The sequence below is a fragment of the Enterococcus sp. S53 genome (genome assembly GCF_016516865.1).
In the GTDB taxonomy this organism is placed as follows: Bacteria; Bacillota; Bacilli; order Lactobacillales; family Enterococcaceae; genus Enterococcus_D; species Enterococcus_D innesii.
The window spans coordinates 145576-170302 of record NZ_JACVUH010000007.1 but is presented as its reverse complement, the minus strand read 5'-3'; the positions used below and the strand labels follow the sequence as shown (position 1 = coordinate 170302).

Sequence of the window (24727 nt, the reverse complement as noted above, 5' to 3'; positions counted from 1 at the left end):
AAAGTAAAAGAACAGGAGAACGTAATGAAAGAATTCGCATTAAACAAGATCCAGCTCACGGACGAGTTTTGGCAAGGATACCAAGAGCTTGTTCGCAAAGAAACGATTCCTTACCAATACCAAGTCCTAAATGATGAAATCGATGTAGATGTTCAAGCAGAACGGGAAGATCCCAATTTGCCAGCTGGGAAAAGCCATGCATTGGCGAATTTTCGCATCGCCGCAAGGCAAATGGAAGGAGAACATTTCGGCTGGTTTTTCCAAGATAGCGATGTCTACAAATGGATCGAGTCAGCTGGGTATAGCTTGTTGAATACTAGCGATCCGCAATTGGAAAAGACAGTAGATGAAGTGATTGACTTAGTTGCTGCGGCGCAAGAAGCAGATGGCTACTTAAATACCTTCTTTCAATTGACCCGACCGAAGTTAAAATACCGTCAGCTGTATTTCAGTCATGAACTTTATTGTGCCGGGCATTTAGTCGAAGCGGCTATCGCTTATGATCAAGCGACAGGCAAGGATAAATTACTGACCGTGGCAGAGAAAAATATCGCCAATATTTGCACGCATTTTGGGCGGGAGCCTGAAAAAATTCAAGGTGCAGATGGCCATCAAGAGATTGAATTGGCGCTGGTGCGTTTGTATGAATACACCGGTAAACAAACCTATTTGACATTAGCTGATTTCTTTCTTGAAGTACGTGGGGAAGATCCTGCCTTTTACGAAAAAGAAATTTTGAAAAACCAAGCGGATGGCTTATCGGATGAAACGCCAAGGGTAGACCTCACCTATTTACAAGCCTACGATCAACCTAAAAAGCAGCATGAAGCCAAAGGTCATGCGGTACGAATGCTGTATATGGCAAGCGGGATGGCAAAAGTCGCCCAGCATACCCAAGATCAAGAATTAATCGACGCTTGTGAAGCGATTTGGGAAGACATCGCCTGTAAGAAAATGTATGTGACCGGTGGCGTCGGCTCAACCGTTCACGGGGAAGCCTTTGTCGGTCCCTATGATTTGCCAAATGATACGATGTATTGTGAAACCTGTGCTGCCATTGCATTGGTCCAATTTTCTTTTGAGCTGTTCAAACTAACCAATGAACCAAAATATTTAGCGACGATGGAACGAGCGTTGTATAATAGCGTCCTTTCTGGTGCGGCAATTGACGGCAAACACTTTTTCTACGTGAATCCTTTGGAGGTCAATCCCCAACGAGATCAAGAAAATCCTGGCAAAGGTCACGTCAAAGCCCAACGACCCGATTGGCTCGGTTGTGCGTGTTGTCCGCCGAATTTTGCACGGATGGTCGCTTCGCTGCAGCGCTTGGTTTACACTTGCGATCAAGAGAAGCTTTACGTGAATTTATTTGTAGCAAGCCGTTTAGAAGAACCTGATCAATTTACGTTTGAACAAACGGGCGGGTTTCCTTTTACAGAGGACCTCACGATTCGCTATCAAGGCATTCCAAAGACGCTTATCATCCACAAACCTAACGGACTAAGTAAGTTTCAAATCGATAGTGAACACGAATGGCAGGAGACGAACGAGGCAATCATCTTTGAGGCAGTCGAAAACGTGACGGCCAATATCCGTTTTGAACAACCATTGCAAATCCTGCGTGCGAATCCTCAAGTTATTCAAGCTATCAATCAAGTCGCATTGCAACGTGGCCCCTTCGTGTATTGCATAGAAGAAGCCGACAATGGTCAAGCACTCTGGCGTTGCCGCATCGACCCACAGGCGCTGGAGGCGACCTTTTCGAAAGAGGATACGTTGTTGCCAACTACTTTACGTTTGGCGATCAAAGGCTACCAAAGCGAAGAATGGTCGGGAACAACCCTTTACGAAGAACGAGCGGAAACGGTCATACCTCGTACGTGGCAACTGATCCCATACCATTTATGGGGCAATCGGGGCATAGGCGAAATGCGCGTTTGGCTGCCGCTCGTTGGAAAGGAGTAAGAAGTAAGCAGGGCCAAAGAGCTTCCCAAAAAGGAGGCTCTTTTTTTTCTAAACCTAACCTTCTTGGATTTGTTGCATGATTTCTTTAATTTGTTCCTATATTCCGATCTTTGAAAGCGTTATCGTTTTAGTGTAGGAATGTTGGCGGGTTTATGTAAAACAAGGAGGAAGAAGTGTGACAAGGAAAATCAGTAAAGTTGGCGTATCTTTGTTGGTATTGGCAGCGGCAACGGCAATCGGTGGCTGCACCCAAAGTGAGGCGAAGACAACTGGAAAAGTCGTTTACCAAGAAACAGCCAAAAGTACGTTGGAAAAAGCGATGGACAATCAACCGGAGTCGTCTTATTGGTTCCCAGAGGATTTGTTGGCATGGTCTTTTGAAAAAGATCCAGATGCGAAATACAATACCAGCGTTGTTCCATTAGCGCAGCGGGCAGCTAAAGAGACGTTGCCGAAGATGAATGACACGCAAACGGCAGAAACCAAAGTCGTGGCGCTTTCGATCATGAATAGCAGTACGAGCGGCAATGCACCACGAGGGATCAATACCTTTGATGCCAATGTCTTTTCTTATTGGCAATACATCGATCAATTGGTTTATTGGGGCGGCTCTTCTGGCGAAGGGATCATCGTACCGCCAAGTCCTGATGTGACAGATGCTGCTCATAGGAATGGCGTGCCGGTTTTAGGAACGATCTTCTTTCCGCAAACTGCCCATGGTGGGAAGCTGGAATGGCTAGATACGTTTTTAGCTAAGGATGAGGACGGCAATTTCCCGATCGTAGAAAAAATGATCGAAGTTGCCAATAGGTATGGCTTTGATGGCTGGTTCATCAATCAAGAAACCGATACGGCGGTCACTAGTTTTGATGATGCAGCGGAAGGTGTCGAACAATCGGGGGCTGATGGTAAAGGACTAAATGAAAGCCACGCCAAAGCGATGCAAGAACTGATCGCCCAATTCAAAGAACAAGCCGACGATCATTTAGAGATCATGTGGTATGATTCCATGACGAGTGATGGGAAAATGGATTGGCAAAATGCTCTGACGGATAAGAACAAAGCCTATTTAGTGGATGCAGAGATGAACCCATTGGCAGACAGTATGTTCTTGAATTTCTGGTGGACCACTGACAAACTGGCGGACAAGGAGCTGTTGAAGGCCTCCAATGAAAAAGCCCGTGAAATCGGTGTCGATCCTTACGATCTTTTTGCTGGGATCGATGTACAAGAAAATGGCTATGCAACGCCTGTGCGCTGGGATCTGTTTACGGATGAAAAAGGCGTTCCTTATACTTCATTGGGCCTGTATGTGCCTAGCTGGACCTATTCTTCTGCTAGTACGCCGGATGACTTCCAAAGCAAAGAGAATGCTTTTTGGGTCAATAACACGGGTGATCCTCGGGAAAGCCAGCTGCCAGAAGCGACAGAGTGGCCTGGGATCTCCACCTATGCCTTGGAACAGACCGCTATCACAGAGCTGCCTTTTGTGACGAATTTTAGTCTGGGGAATGGCTACAACTATTTTATCGAGGGAGAAAAAGTGTCCAGCCGCAATTGGAACAATCGGAGTTTGCAAGCTGTTTTGCCGACCTATCGTTGGGTCTTTGACCATGGAAAAGACAATGATTTGGCTGTATCAATCAATTATGCGGATGCCTACAATGGCGGAAATGCACTGAAACTACGTGGACAGATGACAAAAGGCAGTACCAGTCACATGGCATTGTATCAGACAGCATTTCCTGTGACGAAAAAGACGAAGCTGACGACGACTGTCAAAGCAACGGTACCGACAACTCTTGATTTGGTCGTGACCTTAGCCGATGGTTCGACACAAACAATCAAAGGAGACAAAGAGGTCGCAACAGACTGGACGACGATCACCTACTCATTGAAAGACATCAAAGGAGAAGTGACAGCGATCGGTTATGACATAACCACGAAAGAAACCAGTGATGTCTATGAATTGAATTTAGGGCAATTAACGATCGGAGATCAGAAAGCGGAGAAATTCGCTGCCGAAGCATTGACGGTTGAGGATGTGCTCTTTGATGAAGAAGAGGGCAACTATGCGGGTGTCCGTTTAACGTGGGAAGCTGCCAAGGACAAGACAGCTGCGGTTTATGAGGTCTACCAATTGAACGATGACGGCTCACGCTCTTTCTTAGCAGCTACGCCAGCAACCAACCACTATTTGAATGCCGTTGAACGACCAAAAGGGACGAGAACCAAGTTCGCGGTGGTGGCAGTGGATCGCTATGGCAATCGCGGCAAGCTATCCGATACGGTGGAGATCACTTGGCCGAACAATCAGCTGCCAAAAGCAGCCTTTACAGCCTCTAAAACCTTAGCGGCACCGGGGGAAACGATCACCTTCACGAATACCTCATCTGCGAATGCCGAAGCATTTGAATGGACGTTTGAAGGCGGCGATATCACCAGCAGTACAGAAGAAAATCCCCAAGTGACCTATTCGGAACCAGGTACCTACAAAGTCACGCTTGTTGCCAAAAACGAAGCAGGAGAGACCCCTCTGGAAATGGCGGGATTGATCACGATTTCTGCTGATGCGCCGAAAGAGTTGCTGCTGCTTTCAAAAGATGCCGAAGCAACTGCTTCATCGTTTGTCAATGATGCCGAAGCACCGGCTTTTGCCCTCGATGGTGATTTGAGTACGAAGTGGTGTGCGACAGGCAATGCGCCTCATGAGTTGATGATCGATCTCGGTCGACCACAAACGGTCAGTGAAGTACGCCTCGCTCATGCGGAGGCTGGTGGAGAAGGTCCAGACATGAATACGCGGGCGTATACGGTGCTCATCAGTGAAGATGGCAAAGACTATGAGCCAGTTTCACGAACGTTGAAAAATGAAGCCGGCAATAGCACCAATACGTTTGCCGTCCAGAAGGTGCAATATGTAAAAATCAGTATCGATAAACCAACACAAGGAGCAGATTCGGCAGCCCGAATCTATGAAGTCGAAGTATACGGAATGGATAAATAGCAAAAAAGAGCAGGGCGTTAACCCTAAAAAGGGAAGCGGCTGAAGCGATGCTTTTCTGAAAAATGACCGAACCAAAAAAGCCGTTGCGACCAATAAATGGTCACAACGGCTTTTGCTTTTTCCCAATAAGTTTAGCGTGAAGTACGGCTGGCGGGATCTAAGCGGCGTTCAATAAAGCTTAGCCCAAGATCCGTAATGATTGCCATCAAGGCAGTTGGTAAAGCACCGGCTAAGATGATCGATGCTCCATCTGTCGCATTGGTTCCGCGGATGATGATGTCCCCCAGTCCACCAGCACCAACGAAAGCGCCAATGGCGGTGATACCGATCGCCACGACTAAGGCGTTTCGAATCCCTGCCATGATCACCGAAACAGACAATGGCAATTCGATCATATACAATCGTTGCCAGCTAGTCATCCCCATCCCTTTGCCGACATCTAACGTATTGCGGTCGACTTGGCGCATGCCGGTATAGGTATTTTTGATGATCGGTAACAAAGAATAAAGGAAAATCGTTAAAATCACGACATTCACACCTAAGCCCATGCCGATCATTAAAATCGAGATCATCGCTAAAGATGGAATCGTCTGGATGATATTGGCGAAACGAATCACCCAATCTGCCAAACGCATTTTTTTAGAAATCAAGATCCCGATTGGAATCCCGACGATCGAGGCAAAAAGTACCCCGTAGATTGAAATCAAGAAGTGACGAATGAACTGGGCAAAAACATAGCCGCCATTTTCTTGAAAATAGAAAAGAAATTGTTGGAATAAATTCATGTCTGCCATTTCGTCACTCTCCTTCGAAGTAATTATTTTCTTCTAAGAAACGTTCAGCAACTACCGTTGGTTCTAGAAGGTCATTATCCACTTGGTAATTCAATTCTTGCATTTTTTCGGTATCAATTTTGCCTGCTAATTTGTTCAGGGCATCGCCGATTTCAGGTGTTTCTTCCAATAATTTGTCATCGACGATCGGTGCGGCATCATAAGGCGGGAAGAAGTTTAGATCATCTTCTAGCATCACGAGATCGTAACTGCCGATCCGGCCGTCGGTTGAGTACCCTAAAACGATATCCATTTTTCCGTTATCAACAGCATCATAGACAAGACCGATCTGCATCGGTAGGATATTTTGGAAAGAGAATCCATAGGCTTTCTGGAAGCCATCGTACCCATCACCGACCCGTGTGATCCACGCGGTATCGACCCCTGCGACCAATTGATCTGCGACATCTTTCAAGTCACTGACTTTTTCCAATCCGTATTTTTCGGCAGTGTCTTTCCTGACAAGAAAGACATATGTGTTATCAAAGCCGTAAGATGGGAACCAAGTCTGTTGGTACCGTTGCTCAAATTCTGATTTGACTTTGTCAAAGGCGGCTTGCGGATCAGATTCTGGTTCCAACCCTAACGTAGTGGTCAAGTCAGTTCCTGTGTAGCGGGCAGCTGAGATCGACGCATCGCCATTCATCATCGCTTGGTGATTGATGGTCGTTGTTGCTAAGTTGTTAATGACGGTTGTGTTTTTATCCGTATAGTGTTCGACCATACCGGCAACCACCGCGCCAAGAATTTGGGCTTCGGAAGTGATCCCACCTGTGATCGCCACGGTATTCTCATCAGAAGTCGAAGCTAAACCGGGAAAGGAACAGCCGGACAGTAAAGCGACACTTAAGGAAAACAACAGCGCTAATTTTGAAGTTTTTTTCATTACGCATCCCCCCTTAAGGCAGCTGGTGTCAGTTTGTTTTCTAACAAACCCAGTAACCAGTCAGCTAATAAAGCAAAGATCGTCACTGGAATCGTCCCAGCAAAAATCAAAGGCGGTTGGTAGTTGTTTAGTCCGCTAAAGATCAAATCACCAAGTCCACCGGCACCAATGTAAGAAGCCAAGGTAGCCCAGGCTAAAACATACACGGCCGATAAGCGGATCCCTGCCATGATCGTTGGGATCGCTAGAGGTAATTCCACACTGATGATCGACTGCAAGTTGGTCATCCCCATCCCTTTGGCAACATCGCGGTAATTCCAATCGACTTTTTTCATTCCAATGTAGGTATTTCGCAAAATCGGCAACAAGGAATAAATGAAAAGAGCGACGATAGCAGGGACTTTTCCGACACCTAAAATCGGGATCATCAATGCCAATAGTGCCAAAGAAGGCACGGTTTGCAGCGCACTGGTGATGCCGATCACGACCGTTGCTGCTTTGGGGAAACGGGTCAAGATCACACCGATCGGTACAGCAACAAGAATCCCTAAGAGCAAAGCCGCAAAGGAGATATACAAATGTTCGAGACTTTTGGTGACCAATTGGCCGCCATATTCATTAAAGAAGCTTTGCATGCGCTAGACCTCCTCAGTTTCTTCAGGTTTCGCCGACTCAATGGCTTCCATGATCGATGGCTCATCGCCCCAAATCACATCATAAACGATATCAACTAAGGAAGCACGGGTCAAAATCCCGACTAAATGTTTGTCGGCATCTACTACTGGGACATATTTTAAGCCGCGTTTTAAGATACGTTGCAAGGTATCCCGCAACAAGGCGGTTTCGCGAACGAAAAAGACATCTTTGTTCAAGATATCGCCGACACTAGTAACTTTGCCACGGTTGCGGTCGATGGATTCGACATCGATGTAGCCTTTTAGCACGTTGCTATTGTCGGTAACAAGCAAGGTATCGACCCGTTTTTCCCGCATCAAGTGAATCGCTTCTTGTAAGGATTTTTCTGGTGTGATAGCGATCGGGGTATTTAACATTACGTCTTTGACTGGCGTCGTGTCAGGTTTTGCTTGTAACAAGCGGTCTTCACCGATCAACTCTTCCACAAACGGTGTTGCTGGGTGTTGCAGAATATTTTCTGGTGTATCAAATTGAATGACTTTTCCTTCACTCATGATCACGATGCGGCTAGCAAGCTTCAATGCTTCGTCCATATCATGGGTAACAAAGACGACAGTTTTTCCAAGCCGTTCTTGCAAGTCTTTAACCAAATCTTGTAAGGAGTCACGAGTGATTGGGTCTAGTGCGCCAAAAGGCTCATCCATTAAAATGACATCTTGGTCAGCTGCCAGGGCACGGACAACACCGATCCGTTGCTGTTGTCCTCCAGACAATTCGTTGGGGTAACGGTCGAGCATTTCTCGCGGCAATTCCACTAAGTCGATCATGCGCTCGGCAGTTTTGTTGCGTTCTTCTTGGCTGACTTTTAACAATTTTTGAACCAATGTGATGTTTTCCCGAATCGTCATGTGAGGCATCAAACCGATGCTTTGGATCACATAGCCGATTTGACGGCGTAATTCCACGGGGTTGATCTCTGTAACGCTTTTTCCATTGATCAAGATTTTTCCTTTAGAAGGATCCGTCATACGGTTGATCATCCGCATACAAGTCGTCTTTCCACTACCACTTGTCCCGATGAAGCAAATGAATTCGCCTTTTTCAAAGGAAAGATTCACATCTTCAACAGCGACTTTACCACCTTTGTAAATTTTGGATACCTGCTGAAACTCAATCATGATGTCACCTCTATTTTTATTTAAGCAATCTGAATAATGGCTTATAATCTGTACTAAGTATGCCGAAAAGTCACGTGTTATTCAAATAATCTGCCCATTTTTTTCATAATTGTATAGACAAAACTGAAAATAGCGCCATAAGCAAGTCCAAATTAAGGAGCGATGCATAGAGAAAAGAAGCAGCGGAAATATGTCGTTATTTTTCATTGGGAAAAAGGAGACTTTTTTGCTGAACGCCTTGGCAGCAGTCTCTTTAATTTTTTCTAAGAAAGGGCAGAATTAAAAGCTGTTTTTTCAATTTTTATAAAAACATGCTAGAATAGAGAAGAATTTAGGGAAAGAGAGGAACAACATGCTTACAACTGAAGATTTTGATTTTGACTTACCGGAAGAACTGATCGCTCAAACGCCATTAAGTGATCGCTCAAGTTCCCGTTTATTAGTGGTTGACCGCGAGACTGGCAAATTTGAGGACAAGCACTTCTATAACATCATTGATGAATTGGAACCAGGGGATGCCTTGGTGATGAATGATACGCGGGTGCTACCAGCTCGTATTTATGGCGAAAAACAAGAAACAGGTGCCCATCTGGAAATCCTTTTACTGAATAATATTGAAGGGGATACGTGGGAAACCTTGATCAAGCCAGCCAAAAGAGCCAAAGTCGGCACGAAGATCACCTTCGGCGACGGACGATTAGAGGCAGTGGTGGAAGAAGAGCTCGATCACGGCGGCCGGATCATTCGTTTTCAATACAAAGGAATCTTTTTAGAGATTCTGGAATCACTTGGCGAAATGCCGTTACCGCCTTACATCAAAGAACGGCTAGAAGACCCAGACCGCTATCAAACGGTTTATGCCAAAGAAAACGGCTCAGCTGCCGCACCAACTGCCGGCTTGCATTTTACCCCAGAATTGCTGGAGCAGATCGCCGCAAAAGGCGTCAAGTTGGTTTATCTGACTTTGCACGTTGGTTTAGGAACGTTTCGTCCAGTCAGTGTCGATAATATCGCTGATCATGAGATGCACAGCGAATTTTACCGTTTGACAGAAGAAGCTGCCGCGCAATTGAACGAGGTTCGGGCAAATGGCGGCAAGATCGTTGCAGTCGGAACGACTTCGATCCGTACATTAGAAACCATTGGGACCAAGTTTGATGGGCAAATCAAAGCCGATAGTGGGTGGACGAGTATTTTTATCACGCCAGGCTATCAGTTTAAAATCGTGGAAGCTTTTTCTACCAACTTCCACCTACCAAAATCAACCTTAGTGATGTTAGTTAGTGCCTTTGCAGGACGCGACCTAACACTTTCTGCCTACCAACATGCCATCGATGAGCGGTATCGCTTCTTTAGCTTTGGCGATGCGATGTTCTTAAAATAAACAAAAAAACTGAGCGACGTAAGCGGCTCTTTAAGTTGAATCAATTTCTCAACTTTTAGAACTGCTTTTTTTGTCGCCCAGCTTACTACTAGAGGAAGGTATAAGTGGTGGTCGCTTTTTGTGGTCCATGCAAAGCAATGTTTCTCGAAAATTTGTTTTCATTTACAAACTTACACATGTTTCGTGTATTCCGATACAAAATGAGACGTATCATTTTTCGATATGGAAATGTTCGATCCTTGTTACGTTTTTCTTCTTGTTACTTTACACGTTTGGTACTAGGTGAAACTTGTACGTTCAACAACTTTTAGTAGATTGAGTTTGCGATATTTACGAAAACCACCAACAGAGTTGCTACCTTCCTTACACGTATACTATAACACGAAACGGAAGCGTTTGCAAAAGAAAACGATTCTTTTCTTCAAAAAAAAGACCGGCGAACCGATCTTTTAAGCAAGTGCTCGTTTAGGCAGATTGTCATAGAATGCTGCTTTGGTTGCACTGATGTATGGCGTCAACCATAAGTAGCCGATTCCTGCTGTCATGATGGCCAAAATGTGCCAGCCGATGAAGCTCAAATCTAGGATGAACAATTGTCCTTTGTAGCCTTTCATTAAATGACGACTCCCCGTGATACAGCTGAGAAAATCTGGCCGCATACCGGTTTCTTCGTAGGTATCATAAAAGACAAAATATGCTTGAGAATAAGAATAAGCTTTGATGATCCCAGGAATGATAAACAGGAACGTCCACAACGTCGTGAAAATAGTCGACAAAATATAGATGACGATGATCCCTAACACGAAAGCACCACTGAAGCCACGAAAGACATCAGAAAAGGGCTGGATCGATTGCTTCTTACCGCGTAAAATGTCAAGGAAAGTCCAAGAGATCCCCGCACCGAATAAGGCAGAAAATAGACCGCTGATCAAACCGCCGCCACCACTGCCACCGCTTCCGCCAGCGGAATTGACTGCATCGGTAGAACCAAGATCATTGAACATACCGCTTTGATACAATGGAATAACAGCAAGAACGATAATGACGAGTGCGATAGCGATCGAGATCAAAGTCGGTACAATACACATCAAAACACTGTCTTTCCAGCGGCCTCTCAGGATTGCTTTTGCTTCTGCTTTTAGTTCTCTATTTGATTTCATTTCAAAAAACCTCCCTTCAATATAAATAACATGATAGCAAACTTTCGCTAAATCTTCAAAAAAAAGTAATAGATGTTTCGCATAACTAGGAGAAAATACTCTTAGTTTCTTTAAACTTCCTTGCAAAATGTAAGGGCAACCCTTATCATAGATAGGGTTGCACAGTTAATCGAGTTTAGAGAGAAAGTAGGGAAATGAATGACGGAACCAGCCATTCGTTATCGTCTGATAAAGAAAGAAAAGCATACCGGTGCCCGTTTAGGCGAACTGATCACGCCTCACGGAACCTTTCCAACGCCAATGTTCATGCCAGTCGGCACATTAGCAACGGTCAAAACCCTTGCCCCTGAAGAGTTGAAAGAAATGGGTGCAGGCGTCATTTTAAGCAATACCTATCACTTGTGGTTGCGTCCAGGAGAAGACATTGTTGCAGAAGCAGGCGGCTTACATAAATTTATGAATTGGGATCAACCGATCTTAACAGATTCTGGTGGTTTCCAAGTCTTTTCATTAGCCGAAATGCGCAACATCGTCGAAGAAGGTGTCCATTTCAAAAACCATTTGAATGGGTCGAAAATGTTTTTATCTCCTGAAAAAGCGATTGATATCCAAAACAAATTAGGATCAGATATCATGATGAGTTTTGATGAGTGTCCGCCATTTGATGAAAGCTATGACTACGTCAAAAAATCGGTGGAACGGACGTCTCGCTGGGCAGAACGTGGCTTGAAAGCTCATGCCAATCCAGATCGTCAAGGCTTGTTTGGGATCATTCAAGGTGCAGGCTTTGAAGACTTGCGCAAGCAAAGTGCCCAAGACTTGATCAGTATGGACTTCCCAGGTTATTCCATCGGCGGCCTGTCAGTTGGCGAACCAAAAGCGGAAATGAATCGCGTGTTGGAATTTACGACCCCTTGGATCCCAGAAAACAAACCACGTTACCTGATGGGCGTTGGGGCAGCGGACTCCTTGATCGATGGCGTGATTCGCGGTGTCGATATGTTCGACTGCGTTTTACCAACACGGATCGCAAGAAACGGTACCTGTATGACTTCAAAAGGTCGTTTAGTCGTGAAAAATGCGCAATATGCCCGTGACTTTCGACCAATCGACGAGAAGTGTGATTGCTATACATGTAAAAACTATTCTCGTGCGTATATTCGTCACTTGATCAAATGTGATGAAACCTTTGGTATGCGTTTGACGTCTTACCACAATGTCTACTTCTTATTGAATCTAATGAAAAATGTCCGTCAAGCCATCATGGACGACAACTTGTTGGAGTTCCGTGAGCATTTTATTGAAGAGTATGGGTTCAACAAGGAAAATGCGAGGAATTTCTAACATTCTCTACTAAAATGGTGGGAATAATAGAGGAATTCTGATAAAGTATCTTATAGGAAAGAAAATAAATCGAGGTGAAAAAAATGGCACAATCTTTACCAATGCTCTTTATGCTGGTTGCTTTAGTGGCAATGTGGTTCTTTATGAGTCGTTCACAAAAGAAACAACAGCAAGAGCGTAAAAATCTTTTAGAAAATATGAAAGCTGGCGATGAAGTCGTAACCATCGGCGGACTCCACGGCGTTCTTTCTGAAGTCAACACAGAAAAAAGCACCGTGATCATCGACTGTGAAGGAATTTTCTTAGAGTTTGATCGTTCAGCGATCCGCACAGTGAAACCTGGAACTGTTGCATCCGTTGAAACACAAATCGAACCAGCTGATGTCGAAGACGCAACGAGCATCCAAGACGAAACCAAAGAATAAGCACAAACGCACCGTCGCTTTCTCAGAAGCGATGGTGCATTTTTTTAGTAGTCGGACAGTTTCTAAAATAAAACAAACACCGCAGCAAAACAGAGATCGCTCGTTTTGCTGCGGTGCTTTGATTGCCTTCGTTACTCGATCGGAATCAGTTTCTTTGACGCTTGTTTGCCTTGGTCTTTTGGCAACGTCAATTTCAAAATTCCTTCAGCGTAAGAGGCTTTGATTTCATCCTCTTTGACGTTTTCTAACAGGTATTGTCGCCGAACGCTTGTCAAGCTGCGCTCGCTGCGAACCAGACGTCCTTTTTCATCTTCGGTCGCATGATCCGTCTGGTGTTGTCCCGTAATCGTTAAAACCCCATTCTCATAGGTTACTTGAATATTTTCCTTAGGGATGCCAGGCAGTTCTGCTTCAACGAGAAATTCATGGTCATTCTCGTGAATATCGGTTTTGATCAGGTTCGATGGAAACCCATCAAAAAAACTGCGGCCAAAATCTTCAAAGAAATCAAAAGGTGTCATACTGTATGAATCTGAGCGGCGTGGCACAATCTCATGTGTCATAAGAATCATCCTTTCTTTATTCTTTTGTTTTTACACTTTTTATTTTATTCATTTTTTAGCGAATTTCAAGTGATTTACTCGCTTTAAAAAAATCTTAAAAAACCTTTGATACCAACGTTTTACTCCTTGATTTTGGCGTTTTTTTACATTGCTTTGTTTCCATTTCCGCCTTCATTTCGCCTGCTTTTTTCGCGTGACAGTATATACTTAATGATATATACTAAAAGCGAAGTGGAGGAGGAAAAACATGGCACGTTATAGAAAACGAATGCTTGTTGCTTTGATCTATGCATTGTTGTCGTCGATTGCTTTAAATCTCTTTTGGCTGCCGGGAAATATTTATGCGAGTGGGATCACTGGTTTGTCGCAATTGTTGTCGCAGCTTTTAGACGAGCAGTTGAATCTGCAGCTTTCGATCCCGCTTTTGGTGCTTTTTTTTAATGCGCCATTGTTAGCGGTTGCTTGGGTCAAAATCGATCGAGAATTTACCATTATGACGGTTTGTACCGTCGTCCTGTCTTCTGTTATGATGAAGGTGGTACCGATCATTGCTTTAACGACCGATCCGGTGATCTGTGCCGTGTTCGGCGGATTGCTGCACGGGGTGTCGGTGGGCTTGACATTGAACGACGATTTTTCAACGGGTGGGCTTGATATTTTAGGGATTTTAGTGAAAAAAGCCACTGGTAGAAGTATCGGTAGCTTATTTATCGGCTTCAATGTCAGTTTGCAGCTAGCAGCCGGACTGATCTTTGGCTGGCCCTATGCTTTTTATAGTGCCATTTCCTTCTTCATCAGTGGGCGGATGGTCGACTACGTCAACCTGAAACAGCGGCGTGTGCAGCTGCTGGTCGTTACAGAAAAAGCAGAACCCGTCATTACGACGCTGCAATGTGCCTTGCAGCGAGGCATCACGGTCATCAACGATGTCGAAGGTGGATTTGATCATAAACAGAAAAAACTATTATTACTGGTCATTTCCCATAGAGAACTCAAGACCGTCGAAGGCATGATCCAAGGAATCGATGAACAAGCGTTTGTCAGTGTTTCTTCTGGCGTCAGTGCCAATCGATCGTTTTATGAATGGTAGCAAAGTGAAAGAAAGTAGGAGAGACGTTGAAAAAACAAGCAGTATTTCAAGAAGTTGCCCAGCAGATTGCGCAACGGGTTCATGAAGGTACGTACGTGACGAGCCAAAAGCTTCCTTCCGATTATGATTTAGCAGAGGAATTTCAGTGCAGCCGTTTAACGGTGCGCAAAGCCATCGATCTATTGATTGGCCAGAATTTGTTAGTGAAAGAAAAAGGCAAAGGAACCTATGTCATGAAACAGCCCAAGATCCAAAGCGGCTCTGGCGGGCTCCAAAGTTTTACTGAAACTGCAAAGATCCAAGGGAAAAAGACCCGTACGGAAGTTTTGCATATCGAAACTGTCAAAGAGCTCCCGATAGAGATTGGGCAGCTGTTTGGCGATTATGCCAAGGAACCGATCGTTTATTTGGTGCGTTTGCGTTACTTTGATGATGAGCCGATGACGGTGGAAAATCTTTACGTACTGAAACGCTATCTGCAAGAAGACACTGCAGAACTCACGAAAGCTCAATTAGAGTCGTCTTTGTATCAAGTCATTGAAGCCAACATCGAGATTGGTTATTCCCATCAAGAGGTGGAAGCTGTGAAAAGTCCTGCCGATATTGCGAAACTTTTGCAGGTACCTCAAGAGGAACCGATGCTTTTGGTCCATTCGATGACCTATTCCGCATCAGCCAAACCGATCTTATACGATACATCCTATTACCGAGCAGACAAATATACCTTCAAAAATACATTAGTGCGTCAAAAATAAAATCAATCCTTTAGAGGTGAAGACAATGGATCCACTCACAGCAAGTATTGAAGCCAATTGGCCAGAATTTCTCACGCTTTTGGACGAAGTGATGCAGATCGCAAGCGTCAAAGGTGAGCCGGCGCCTCATGCGCCTTATGGCAAGGGACCACGAGAAGTGTTAGCATACGTCATGGAAAAAAGCGCAGCATACGGGTTTCAAACAACGGTCATTGATGATGCGATCGGCTATGCCCATTGGGGACCAACGGATACCGACTATATCGGTGTGTTAGGACACTTGGATGTCGTCTCGGCAGGTTCTGGCTGGAGCTACCCACCCTTTGCACTAACTGAAAAAGACGGCAACTTTTATGGCCGAGGGATCTTAGATAACAAAGGCCCGATCATCAGCTGTTTGTTTGCCATGAAATTATTGAAAGACCTTGGTCATCAACCGCAATTACCGCTGCGGATTATTTTCGGTACAGATGAAGAAAGCGGCATGTCGGATATCCCGCATTATCTAGCGGTTGAGCAGCCACCGCGTTTTGGTTTTACGCCAGACTGCAAGTATCCAGTGGTTTACGGCGAACGAGGTGTCGTCAATGTGCAACTTGATTTTCCATTGCCCGCCCAAGAACAGCAGCTGTTAGCGGCGTTTTCTGGCGATCAATTCCGCGATCATGTGCCAGACCACCTATCGGTAACCGTAGGCAGCCAGTCCTTTGAAGCACTAGGCAAACGTTCCCCTAGCAATGCCCCTGAGCTAGGGGACAATGCCATTACAAAGCTTGCCCAGCAAGCAGCACCGCAACTAGCAGCGACACCATCCTTGCAAGCAGCTTTGCAGTGGATCGCCCAAAGTTTTCACCAGCAGCACTATGGCGAAGGCATTGATTTGGTACTAGAAGATGCTGATTCAGGAAAGTTGATCTTGACCCCTGTGGTTCTCCAAAAATCCGCCAGTGGACTAGCGTTAGAAGTGGCCTTTCGCTATCCGGTATCGGTAACGGAGGAACAAGTACTCGCTGGGGTGCAAAAGGCATTGCCAAAAGGGGCAAGTCTTACGATCCTTCGCAGCATTCCGGGGTTCTGCCGATCAAAAGATGCCCCCGAAATCCAAACGCTATCGACGATCTATCACCAAGTAACGGGCAATGATCCAACCCCCGTGACGACTACAGGAGCAACCTATGCCCGCAAGATGCCAAACATCCTTGCTTTTGGTCCGTCTTTTCCAGGGCAAAAAGGGATCGCTCATAACCAAGATGAGTACATGGCGGTTGCCGATCTACGGATGAATCTTGAAATTTATTTGCGCAGCTTACAAGCACTGACAAAATAAGCGAAGACACGGACGAAGAAGAGTTTTTCCAATTTTTTTGAGAAACTCTTTTTTTAGTATAGACATAGTAGTATATACCGTATAGAATATACTTGAAAGCGCTATGAAAAATGGAGGGATATTTATGTGGGGAATGATTGCTACATGGCGGATGGCATACGATGGCGTGCTCGCTGCTAAAGCACTATTAGAGCAACAAGGCTCCTGCCAAGATGCAGTAGAAACAGCCATTAAAGCAGTGGAAGATTATCCATTTTATAAATCGGTGGGGTATGGCGGACTGCCCAACGAAGAAGGCGTGTTGGAAATGGACGCTGCCTTTATGGATGGTGATACCTTCAAAATTGGTGCCGTCGCTGGGATCGTCGATGTGGAAAATCCTATTTCCGTGGCACGCCGCCTAAGTGAGGAAAAATTCAATAGTTTTCGGATCGGCCAAGGAGCGGTCGCTTATGCGCTTGCTGAAGGATTCCAGCCCAAAGAGATGTTGACACCGCGAGCCAAAACCATTTGGGAAAAGCGCAAAGCAGAGATCGCTGCCAACAACCTCGATCCCTATGACGGCCACGATACAGTGGGAGTAGTTGCGCTGGATGAGCACCAAAGCATGGCAGCAGGAACCTCTAGTTCTGGTCTATTTATGAAAAAAAGCGGTCGTGTCGGCGATTCACCGTTATCTGGTTCTGGTTTTTATGTGGATAGTGAAATCGGCGGTGCCGCCGCCACAGGGTTAGGGGAAGACTTGATGAAAGGCTGCCTTTCCTACGAGATCGTCCGTTTGATGGGAGAAGGGCTAGCACCGCAAGAAGCATGTGATCAAGCCGTTTACGACTTTGAAGCGCGATTGAAGAAGCGCTACGGCAAAGCCGGCGCCTTCTCGCTGATCGCCTTAGATAAACAGGGGCGCTGGGGCGTGGCAACCAATGTAGAATTTACCTTTAGTGTCGCAACCACCAATCAAGAGCCAGCTATTTTTATGGCAACACCAGGACCTGAGCAGACAACCGTGATCGAACCCATCACGCAAGAATGGTTGGAGGCTTATGAAAAACGAATCAAAGCGCCGGTCTAACAACCGCGATTGAGAAAAACAAACATTGGAGGAATGGATATGGCAACGAAAAAAATCTATTTGTTTTGTGAAGCTGGAATGTCAACGAGTATCATGGTCAATAAAATGATGGAAGTCGTCAAAAAGCACAACATGCCTTTGACGATCGAAGCATTCCCTGCGATCCATGCAGAAGAAAAAGTCGAACAAGAAAAACCAGTTGCTATTTTGTTAGGTCCACAAGTACGACACTTAGATAGCAAAATGAAAGCAACTTTCGAGCCAATGGGGATTCCAGTCGGCACGATCGCGACAGAAGCATACGGCATGATGGATGGCGAACGAGCATTGAAAGATGCCTTGAGCTTGATCAAAAAAGCCAAAGCAAAGTAATAAAAGTGTTGGAGTAACAGGGGACTACGTGTTATCTGCCAGATAGCACGCAGATGGGAGGAAGAAAAATGCAGAAATTTTTAAACTGGTTAGAAAAAGTGTTAACACCGATGGCAAAGACGATTGGTGAAAACAAATACTTGATTGCGATTCGCGATGGTTTCTTATTATCCACACCGTTGTTGATCGTGGGTTCACTCTTTTTAGTCTTGACCAATTTTCCGATTCCAAATTGGAACGAGATGATGAGCGGTTTGCTGGGAGACAACTGGGCAACGATGTTGAATATGCCAGCAACAGCCAGCTTTGACATTATGACGATTTTAGCCGTTGGTGGGATCGGGTATAGTTTGGCAAAACAGTTTAAAGTTGATGCCATGCAAGCAGCCATTATTTCACTCGTTTCTTTTTTTATCGTGACACCATTTACGACCGTTTTCACACCAGAAGGCTCTACGGAAGTATATGAAGTTGGCAGCCTGCCATTACGATGGATGGGTTCTAGCGGTTTGTTCTTAGGGATGGTCGTTGCCTTGATTTCCACCAGAATGTTCGTTGCGTTATTACGCAAAGGGTGGACGATCAAAATGCCTGACGGTGTTCCCCCAACCGTGGTGAAATCCTTTGAGGCATTGATTCCCAGCTTTGTGATCGTGACGGTTTTTATGATCGCCAACTGGTTAGCCAACTTAACGTCTTATGGCAATCTGCAAGAGATCCTCTTTAAGTTCTTACAGACACCGTTGTTAAGTTTAGGAAATACTTTAGGTGCCATGATCATAGCCTACCTATTTTTGCATTTTTTCTGGTTCTTTGGGATCAATGGTTCCAGTGTGGTCGGCGCTGTCTTCAACCCTATCTTACGGGCATTATCTATTGAAAACTTAGATGCTTTCAAGAATGGCGCAGAAATTCCTAACATTATCACCGGTCAATTTCAAGACATGTTCGCGACCTTTGGCGGGGGCGGTTCGACATTGTCTTTGATTTTAGTCATGATCTTAGTCTGTAAAAGCCAAAGGGTCAAAAAACTATCACAGTTATCGTTGATACCAGGTATCTTTGGGATCAATGAACCAATCATCTTTGGGTTACCGATCGTCTTGAATCCAGTTCTGCTGATTCCTTTTGCTTTAGTGCCAACGATCAATATTATTATCTCTTACTTCTGTATGGATCTTGGGTTAGTCAACTATACCAATGGAATTCAACTGCCCTGGACCACGCCACCGATTATTTCTGGTTTCTTAGTCAGTGGTTGGCAAGCGTCTGTTTTACAAGTCTTGTTGATCCTCTTAGGAATGGCTATTTATTATCCGTTTATCAAAGTCTTAGATAATCAATATCTAAAAGAAGAAGCGGATGCCGTTGAACAAGAAGAAGAGGAAATCAATTTTGACGATTTCGATTTTGATGATCTATAAGAAAAGAGGCGCCGCTCATGAAAAAAATAATTTTGATTCTCAATCATGTCACTGCAGGGATGGGAAGTGATGAAAATGCTCAGTTGCCGCCAAGCGGCAAAAAAGCTGCCCTTGGTCCAGGTCGAACCTTGAATCCACTTTTTCAAGAGCAAGACGCACAAATCGTTGCAACGCTTTATTGTGGTGACCAATATTATCACGAGCATCAAGAAGAAGTGAACAAAAAATTTGTGGGGTTTGCTAAAAAATTTGATGCCGATGCCGTTCTTTGCGGACCTGCGATGCATTATCCTAATTTTGGCGAAATGGCAGCAGGATTGACGAAAGTATTCAACGCGCAAGGAATTCCAGGGGCTGCAGCGATGTCAGAGGAAAACCCAGCAGTGGCAATCTATGCCAAAGACATCTATATTTTGAAGATGCCGAAAAAAGGCGGGATTGGATTGAATGATTCCTACAAAAAGATGGCGCACGTTGTTTCCCAGCTTGCCCACGGAAAGCCTCTAACAGAAGCAGACCAAGACGATTTGTTTTAAAGAGAAAGACGATCAGCGTTGGCTGGTCGTTTTTTTGTCCTCAATAGACACTAATAGCCATTGAGGGAGGGACAGAATACTAGAGGGAGTATACGGCAATCTTAGATAAAATAGTAGAAGGAAGAGTGATTTTTTTCCAAAGTGAACAAAAAGTTTTTTTACCTATTGTTCAACTGAGCACATGACATTTTTCTTAATAAAAATCGAAACTTTTGTCCACTTATTTTCCTTGAAAGCTCTTGAAAACGCTTAATTTAAAGGGAGTTTAATAAAACTGTGAAAAAAATCACAAAAACTATTTACAAACAAAAAAAGATGTTGTATGATCTGTATGTGAAGTAGTTAACAAACAAAACATGTTTAAAAACTAGGAGGACATACAATGGCTAAGACATTGGAAAAAGAAGTGACAATCGACGTACAAGCAATGATCGACGATTTAGCAACGAAGGCAAATGTGGCGTTAAAAGAAATGGAAAGCTTTGATCAAGAAAAAGTGGACCACATTGTTCATGAAATGGCAATGGCAGCATTAGACAAACACATGCCTTTAGCTAAAATGGCAGTAGAAGAAACTGGCCGTGGCATCTATGAAGATAAAGCGATCAAAAACATGTACGCTTCAGAATATATTTGGAACAGTATCAAACATGACAAAACAGTCGGCGTGATCAATGAAGACAAACAAAAAGGCTTGATCGAAATCGCTGAACCAGTTGGTGTCGTTTGTGGGGTAACACCAACAACCAACCCAACATCTACAACGATCTTTAAAGCAATGATCGCTTTGAAAACACGTAACCCGATCGTTTTTGCTTTCCACCCATCTGCACAAAAATGTTCAGCAGAAGCTGCACGTATCGTTCGTGATGCAGCCATCGCTGCTGGGGCACCTGAAAACTGTGTGCAATGGATCGAGCATCCATCAATCGAAGCGACTGGCTTATTGATGAACCACCCAGGAATTGCGATCGTATTAGCAACTGGTGGGGCTGGCATGGTCAAAGCAGCATACTCAACTGGTAAACCTGCATTAGGTGTTGGACCAGGGAACGTACCTGCGTATATCGAAAAAACAGCGAAAGTGAAACGAGCAGTCAATGACTTGATCGTATCAAAAACCTTTGATAACGGAATGATCTGTGCCTCTGAACAAGCAGTGATCGTTGATAAAGAAGTCTATGCCTCTGTGAAAGCAGAATTTGAAGCACATCAAGTCTATGTTGTAAAAGCAAAAGAATTACAAAAACTTGAAGATGCCGTGATGAACGAAGGAAAATATGCAGTAAATCCAGCAATCGTTGGACATTCAGCAATGGATATCGCGAAATTAGCAGGCATCAACGTACCAGAAGGAACAAAATTATTGATCGCTGAACTTGACGGTGTCGGTGCTGATTACCCACTATCAAGAGAAAAACTTTCTCCAGTTTTAGCAATGATCAAAGCAAACAACACAGAAGACGCGTTCGAAAAATGTGAAGCAATGCTTGATTTAGGCGGATTAGGCCATACAGCGGTGATCCACACTGAAAACGAAGACTTGCAATTAGCCTTCGGCCTACGCATGAAAGCTTGCCGTATCTTAGTTAACACACCATCTGCAGAAGGTGGTATCGGAAATATCTACAACGAAATGATTCCATCATTGACACTTGGTTGTGGTTCATACGGGAAAAACTCTGTATCACGAAATGTTTCTGCCGTGAACTTGATCAACGTGAAAACTGTAGCGAAACGGAGAAATAATATGCAATGGTTTAAATTGCCACCAAAAATCTTCTTTGAAAAGAACTCTCTAATGTACTTGGAGAAAATGGAAAACGTTGAACGTGTCATGATCGTTTGTGACCCTGGTATGGTTCAATTCGGCTATTGCGATACGGTTCGTGAAGTACTTGCTCGTCGTAAAAATGACGTGAAAATCGAAGTCTTCTCTGACGTAGAACCAAACCCATCAACAAACACCGTTTACGCTGGAACAAAAATGATGGTTGATTTCAAACCAGATACAGTGATCGCCCTTGGTGGTGGATCAGCAATGGATGCTGCCAAAGGCATGTGGATGTTCTATGAGCACCCAGATACTTCATTCTTCGGCGCGAAACAAAAATTCTTAGATATCCGTAAACGGACATACAAGATCGACAAACCAGAAAAAACCCAATTCGTTTGTATCCCAACAACGTCTGGTACTGGTTCTGAAGTAACCCCATTTGCGGTTATCACTGACAGTGAAACACACGTGAAGTACCCATTAGCTGATTACGCATTGACACCAGATGTTGCAATCGTTGACCCTCAATTCGTAATGTCAGTACCTGCTTCTGTTACAGCAGACACTGGAATGGACGTCTTGACTCATGCGATCGAATCTTATGTGTCCGTAATGGCATCTGATTACACTCGTGGATTGAGCTTACAAGCAATCAAGTTAGTCTTTGACTACTTAGAAAAATCAGTGAAAACACCTGATATGGAATCTCGCGAAAAAATGCATAATGCCTCAACAATGGCAGGTATGGCCTTCGCCAATGCATTCCTAGGTATTTGTCACTCTGTAGCTCACAAAATCGGTGGTGAATATGGTATTCCTCACGGACGTACAAATGCGATTCTTTTACCGCACATCATCCGTTACAATGCCAAAGACCCACAAAAACATGCAATGTTCCCTAAATATGACTTCTTCCGTGCCGATACAGATTACGCAGACATTGCGAAATTCTTAGGCCTTAAAGGCAAAACAACGGCTGAATTGGTTGAAGCATTGGCAACAGCTGTTTACGAATTAGGACAATCTGTTGGAATCGACATGAGCTTGAAAGCGCAAGGCGTCACTCAACAAACACTAGATACAACAGTTGATCGCATGGCTGAATTGGCTTACGAAGACCAATGTACAACAGCAAATCCAAAAGAACCACTAATCTCTGAATTGAAACAAATCATCGTTGATGCCTATAACGGCTAAACAATGAATCAAGAACACCCTGCGGTATCTTAGCTGCCGCAGGGTGTTCTTTTGTCGTCTCTTTTTTTAAAAAACAAGCTGGCAGTTGCCGCCTTTTTGCCCAGATCAGTTAAGAATGCGAAAAATAGCAATTGAACAGGGTGGATCATAAAAAAAGAGTGGATTTCTCCACTCCGTAAAAGTCTCATTTTTTCAAGATATCACCAAGGCTGCTGCTTTTTTTTTGCTCAAACAGATACGCTCGTTACTTGCTGACGTTTTTCTTCAAGCGTAGCATCTGGAAGCTTTGTTTTTCCAAGACGACACGCAAAATGCCGTCATTCAATTCCGCTGTTTTTCCATTGACGGGCACAACGTTGTTCGGGGTTGCTTCGGTATTGACGGCATGCAAGTCTGGGTGGTGCAAGACTTGATGGGTAGCGATTTGCAATGAATCATATTGACGCAAGTCGCAAGTGAATTCGTTGGCATCTTGCAAATCCTTATTCACCAAGAAAAAGGTCAAATAGTCATCTTCGTTTTCGATCGCAATGGCATCCACATAAGAAGCTTTTCCGTGGCTGCTATCGAAATCAGCCCCTTGAAGAATGCTATGCAACACGTGACCGCGACCATAGTTGCTGATCATTTCATAGGGATAAAAAATCGTTTGTTTCCAAGCGGCAGTATCGGAAGTCATGATCGGTGCGATCACGTTGACCAGCTGTGCCATGCAGGCGATTTTAACGCGATCTGCGTGATGAAGCATCGTGATCATCATGCTTGCGACGAGTAACGCATCTTCAAAGTGATAGACGTCTTCTAATTGTGGTGGGTGTTGACTCCAAGGTTCAATTTTTTGATCCTGTTCATTTGAGTGATACCAGACGTTCCATTCGTCGAAGGAAATATTGATCGTCTTCTTGCTTCGGCGTTTGGCTTTCACTGCATCACAGATTGCTGCGACTTGACTGATGAACTGATCCATTGCGACATTGCTTGCTAGATAGTCTTGGCTATCGCCGTTACGGTTGCCATAATATTGGTGCATGGAGATGTAGTCGACTTGGTCGTAGCAATGACTTAATACTGTATCTTCCCACATGCCAAAGGTCGGCATCGTGAGAGAAGAACTACCACAAGCAACGCTTTCGATCGTTGGGTCCACCAGACGCATCGCTTTGCCAGCTTCTTCTGCGAGACGGCCATATTCATCGGCTGTCTTATGTCCTTCTTGCCAAGAACCGTCCATTTCATTGCCTAGACACCAAAGTTTGATGTCATGAGGATTGGCCACCCCATGGGCACGACGGAGGTCACTATAATAGCTGCCGCCTTTTAAATTGGTATATTCGATCAAGTTTTTCGCTGCTTCGATTCCTCGTGTCCCAAGATTGATCGCCATCATCGGTGCCGTATTGACTTGTTTGGTCCAATCCATAAATTCGTTTAAGCCGAACTGATTGCTTTCAATTACCCGCCAGGCCAAATCGATTTTTGCTGGCCGTTGCTCTTTAGGGCCGACGCTATCTTCCCATTTATACCCAGAGACGAAATTGCCTCCTGGGTAACGGACGATCGGCACATTCAACTGCTTGATCAAGGCAGCGACATCTTGACGAAAGCCTTGCTCATCGGCAAAAGGACTTTCTGGTTGATAGATCCCTTCGTACACACAACGCCCTAAGTGCTCCACAAAAGAGCCATAGATCCGTTCGTCGACTGGTGCCAAAATAAAGTGTTTGTCTAAATAAATCGTAGTTTTCTTCAATTTTGCAACCCCTTTCTTTTCTTTCATTGTAGCGATAGTCCTTGAA

Annotated in this window: 20 protein-coding genes; 13 read left to right on the top strand and 7 right to left on the bottom strand. The window is 44.5% G+C overall.

Annotation, left to right across the window (positions count from 1 at the left end; genetic code table 11):
• Window positions 1-24: 24 nt before the first annotated feature.
• Together IAE45_RS11060 and IAE45_RS11055 are read left to right on the top strand one after the other, a co-directional pair.
• Complete coding sequence (locus IAE45_RS11060) at window positions 25-1965, top strand: glycoside hydrolase family 127 protein (protein ID WP_200126211.1); 1941 nt, start codon at window positions 25-27, stop codon at window positions 1963-1965.
• A 175-nt stretch (window positions 1966-2140) separates the two neighbouring features.
• Window positions 2141-4972 (top strand): endo-beta-N-acetylglucosaminidase, encoded by a 2832-nt coding sequence (locus IAE45_RS11055; protein ID WP_200126209.1) that lies wholly within the window; start codon window positions 2141-2143, stop codon window positions 4970-4972.
• A 131-nt stretch (window positions 4973-5103) separates the two neighbouring features.
• On the opposite strand, the gene IAE45_RS11050 is transcribed toward IAE45_RS11055, so the two are convergent.
• Genes IAE45_RS11050 through IAE45_RS11035 form a run of 4 tightly spaced genes read right to left on the bottom strand, consistent with a single transcriptional unit; the run spans window position 5104 to window position 8505 of the window.
• Window positions 5104-5766, bottom strand: coding sequence for an ABC transporter permease (locus IAE45_RS11050; RefSeq protein ID WP_005227316.1), 663 nt, complete (start codon window positions 5764-5766; stop codon window positions 5104-5106).
• A 4-nt stretch (window positions 5767-5770) separates the two neighbouring features.
• On the bottom strand, window positions 5771-6691 hold the full coding sequence (locus IAE45_RS11045; RefSeq protein ID WP_200126207.1) for an osmoprotectant ABC transporter substrate-binding protein: 921 nt from the start codon (window positions 6689-6691) through the stop codon (window positions 5771-5773).
• Window positions 6691-7326 carry an ABC transporter permease gene (locus IAE45_RS11040; protein WP_016609633.1) on the bottom strand — a complete coding sequence of 212 codons (636 nt, stop codon included), beginning with the start codon at window positions 7324-7326 and terminating at the stop codon, window positions 6691-6693. The genes IAE45_RS11045 and IAE45_RS11040 overlap by 1 nt, the downstream gene beginning before the upstream one ends.
• A 3-nt stretch (window positions 7327-7329) precedes the next feature.
• A complete protein-coding gene (locus IAE45_RS11035; protein ID WP_005227327.1) occupies window positions 7330-8505 on the bottom strand; it encodes a betaine/proline/choline family ABC transporter ATP-binding protein in 1176 nt (391 codons plus the stop codon).
• A gap of 352 nt (window positions 8506-8857) precedes the next feature.
• Here IAE45_RS11035 and queA point away from each other — a divergent pair, with 352 nt between their 5' ends.
• Entirely contained in the window at window positions 8858-9889 is a 1032-nt protein-coding gene (gene queA / locus IAE45_RS11030) for a tRNA preQ1(34) S-adenosylmethionine ribosyltransferase-isomerase QueA (protein ID WP_008376077.1), read from the top strand.
• A 449-nt stretch (window positions 9890-10338) separates the two neighbouring features.
• On the opposite strand, the gene IAE45_RS11025 is transcribed toward queA, so the two are convergent.
• Window positions 10339-11049 carry a DUF975 family protein gene (locus IAE45_RS11025; protein ID WP_061053705.1) on the bottom strand — a complete coding sequence of 237 codons (711 nt, stop codon included), beginning with the start codon at window positions 11047-11049 and terminating at the stop codon, window positions 10339-10341.
• 198 nt (window positions 11050-11247) lie between these two features.
• On the opposite strand from IAE45_RS11025, the gene tgt reads away from it, so the two are divergent.
• Window positions 11248-12393 (top strand): tRNA guanosine(34) transglycosylase Tgt, encoded by a 1146-nt coding sequence (gene tgt / locus IAE45_RS11020; protein WP_005227333.1) that lies wholly within the window; start codon window positions 11248-11250, stop codon window positions 12391-12393.
• Window positions 12394-12476: 83 nt separating this feature from the next.
• Entirely contained in the window at window positions 12477-12818 is a 342-nt protein-coding gene (gene yajC / locus IAE45_RS11015) for a preprotein translocase subunit YajC (RefSeq protein ID WP_005232170.1), read from the top strand.
• 131 nt (window positions 12819-12949) lie between these two features.
• On the opposite strand, the gene IAE45_RS11010 is transcribed toward yajC, so the two are convergent.
• Window positions 12950-13381, bottom strand: a complete 432-nt coding sequence (locus tag IAE45_RS11010; protein ID WP_200126205.1) for an Hsp20/alpha crystallin family protein — start codon at window positions 13379-13381, stop codon at window positions 12950-12952.
• A 247-nt stretch (window positions 13382-13628) separates the two neighbouring features.
• On the opposite strand from IAE45_RS11010, the gene IAE45_RS11005 reads away from it, so the two are divergent.
• The 8 genes from IAE45_RS11005 to adhE all read left to right on the top strand — a co-directional run bounded on the left by IAE45_RS11005 (window position 13629) and on the right by adhE (window position 22931).
• Window positions 13629-14471 (top strand): YitT family protein, encoded by an 843-nt coding sequence (locus tag IAE45_RS11005; RefSeq protein ID WP_200126203.1) that lies wholly within the window; start codon window positions 13629-13631, stop codon window positions 14469-14471.
• 26 nt (window positions 14472-14497) lie between these two features.
• Entirely contained in the window at window positions 14498-15226 is a 729-nt protein-coding gene (locus tag IAE45_RS11000) for a GntR family transcriptional regulator, LSA1692 subfamily (protein ID WP_016609636.1), read from the top strand.
• Between the two features lie 25 nt (window positions 15227-15251).
• Window positions 15252-16553, top strand: coding sequence for a Sapep family Mn(2+)-dependent dipeptidase (locus IAE45_RS10995; protein WP_200126201.1), 1302 nt, complete (start codon window positions 15252-15254; stop codon window positions 16551-16553).
• A 124-nt stretch (window positions 16554-16677) separates the two neighbouring features.
• The gene (locus tag IAE45_RS10990) at window positions 16678-17625 is read left to right on the top strand and encodes a N(4)-(beta-N-acetylglucosaminyl)-L-asparaginase (protein WP_200126199.1); all 948 of its coding nucleotides are present in this window, start codon (window positions 16678-16680) and stop codon (window positions 17623-17625) included.
• A 39-nt stretch (window positions 17626-17664) separates the two neighbouring features.
• Window positions 17665-17997: a PTS sugar transporter subunit IIB gene (locus tag IAE45_RS10985; protein WP_005227348.1), complete on the top strand. Its 333-nt coding sequence runs from the start codon at window positions 17665-17667 to the stop codon at window positions 17995-17997.
• Window positions 17998-18065: 68 nt separating this feature from the next.
• The gene (gene celB, locus IAE45_RS10980; RefSeq protein ID WP_008376054.1) at window positions 18066-19421 is read left to right on the top strand and encodes a PTS cellobiose transporter subunit IIC; all 1356 of its coding nucleotides are present in this window, start codon (window positions 18066-18068) and stop codon (window positions 19419-19421) included.
• A 17-nt stretch (window positions 19422-19438) separates the two neighbouring features.
• On the top strand, window positions 19439-19957 hold the full coding sequence (locus IAE45_RS10975; RefSeq protein ID WP_086293925.1) for a GrdB-related putative oxidoreductase: 519 nt from the start codon (window positions 19439-19441) through the stop codon (window positions 19955-19957).
• A gap of 382 nt (window positions 19958-20339) precedes the next feature.
• A complete protein-coding gene (gene adhE / locus IAE45_RS10970; protein WP_008376050.1) occupies window positions 20340-22931 on the top strand; it encodes a bifunctional acetaldehyde-CoA/alcohol dehydrogenase in 2592 nt (863 codons plus the stop codon).
• Window positions 22932-23175: 244 nt separating this feature from the next.
• Here adhE and arfA read toward each other — a convergent pair whose 3' ends face one another.
• Window positions 23176-24708 carry an arabinosylfuranosidase ArfA gene (gene arfA, locus IAE45_RS10965; protein WP_200126197.1) on the bottom strand — a complete coding sequence of 511 codons (1533 nt, stop codon included), beginning with the start codon at window positions 24706-24708 and terminating at the stop codon, window positions 23176-23178.
• Window positions 24709-24727 lie beyond the last annotated feature (19 nt).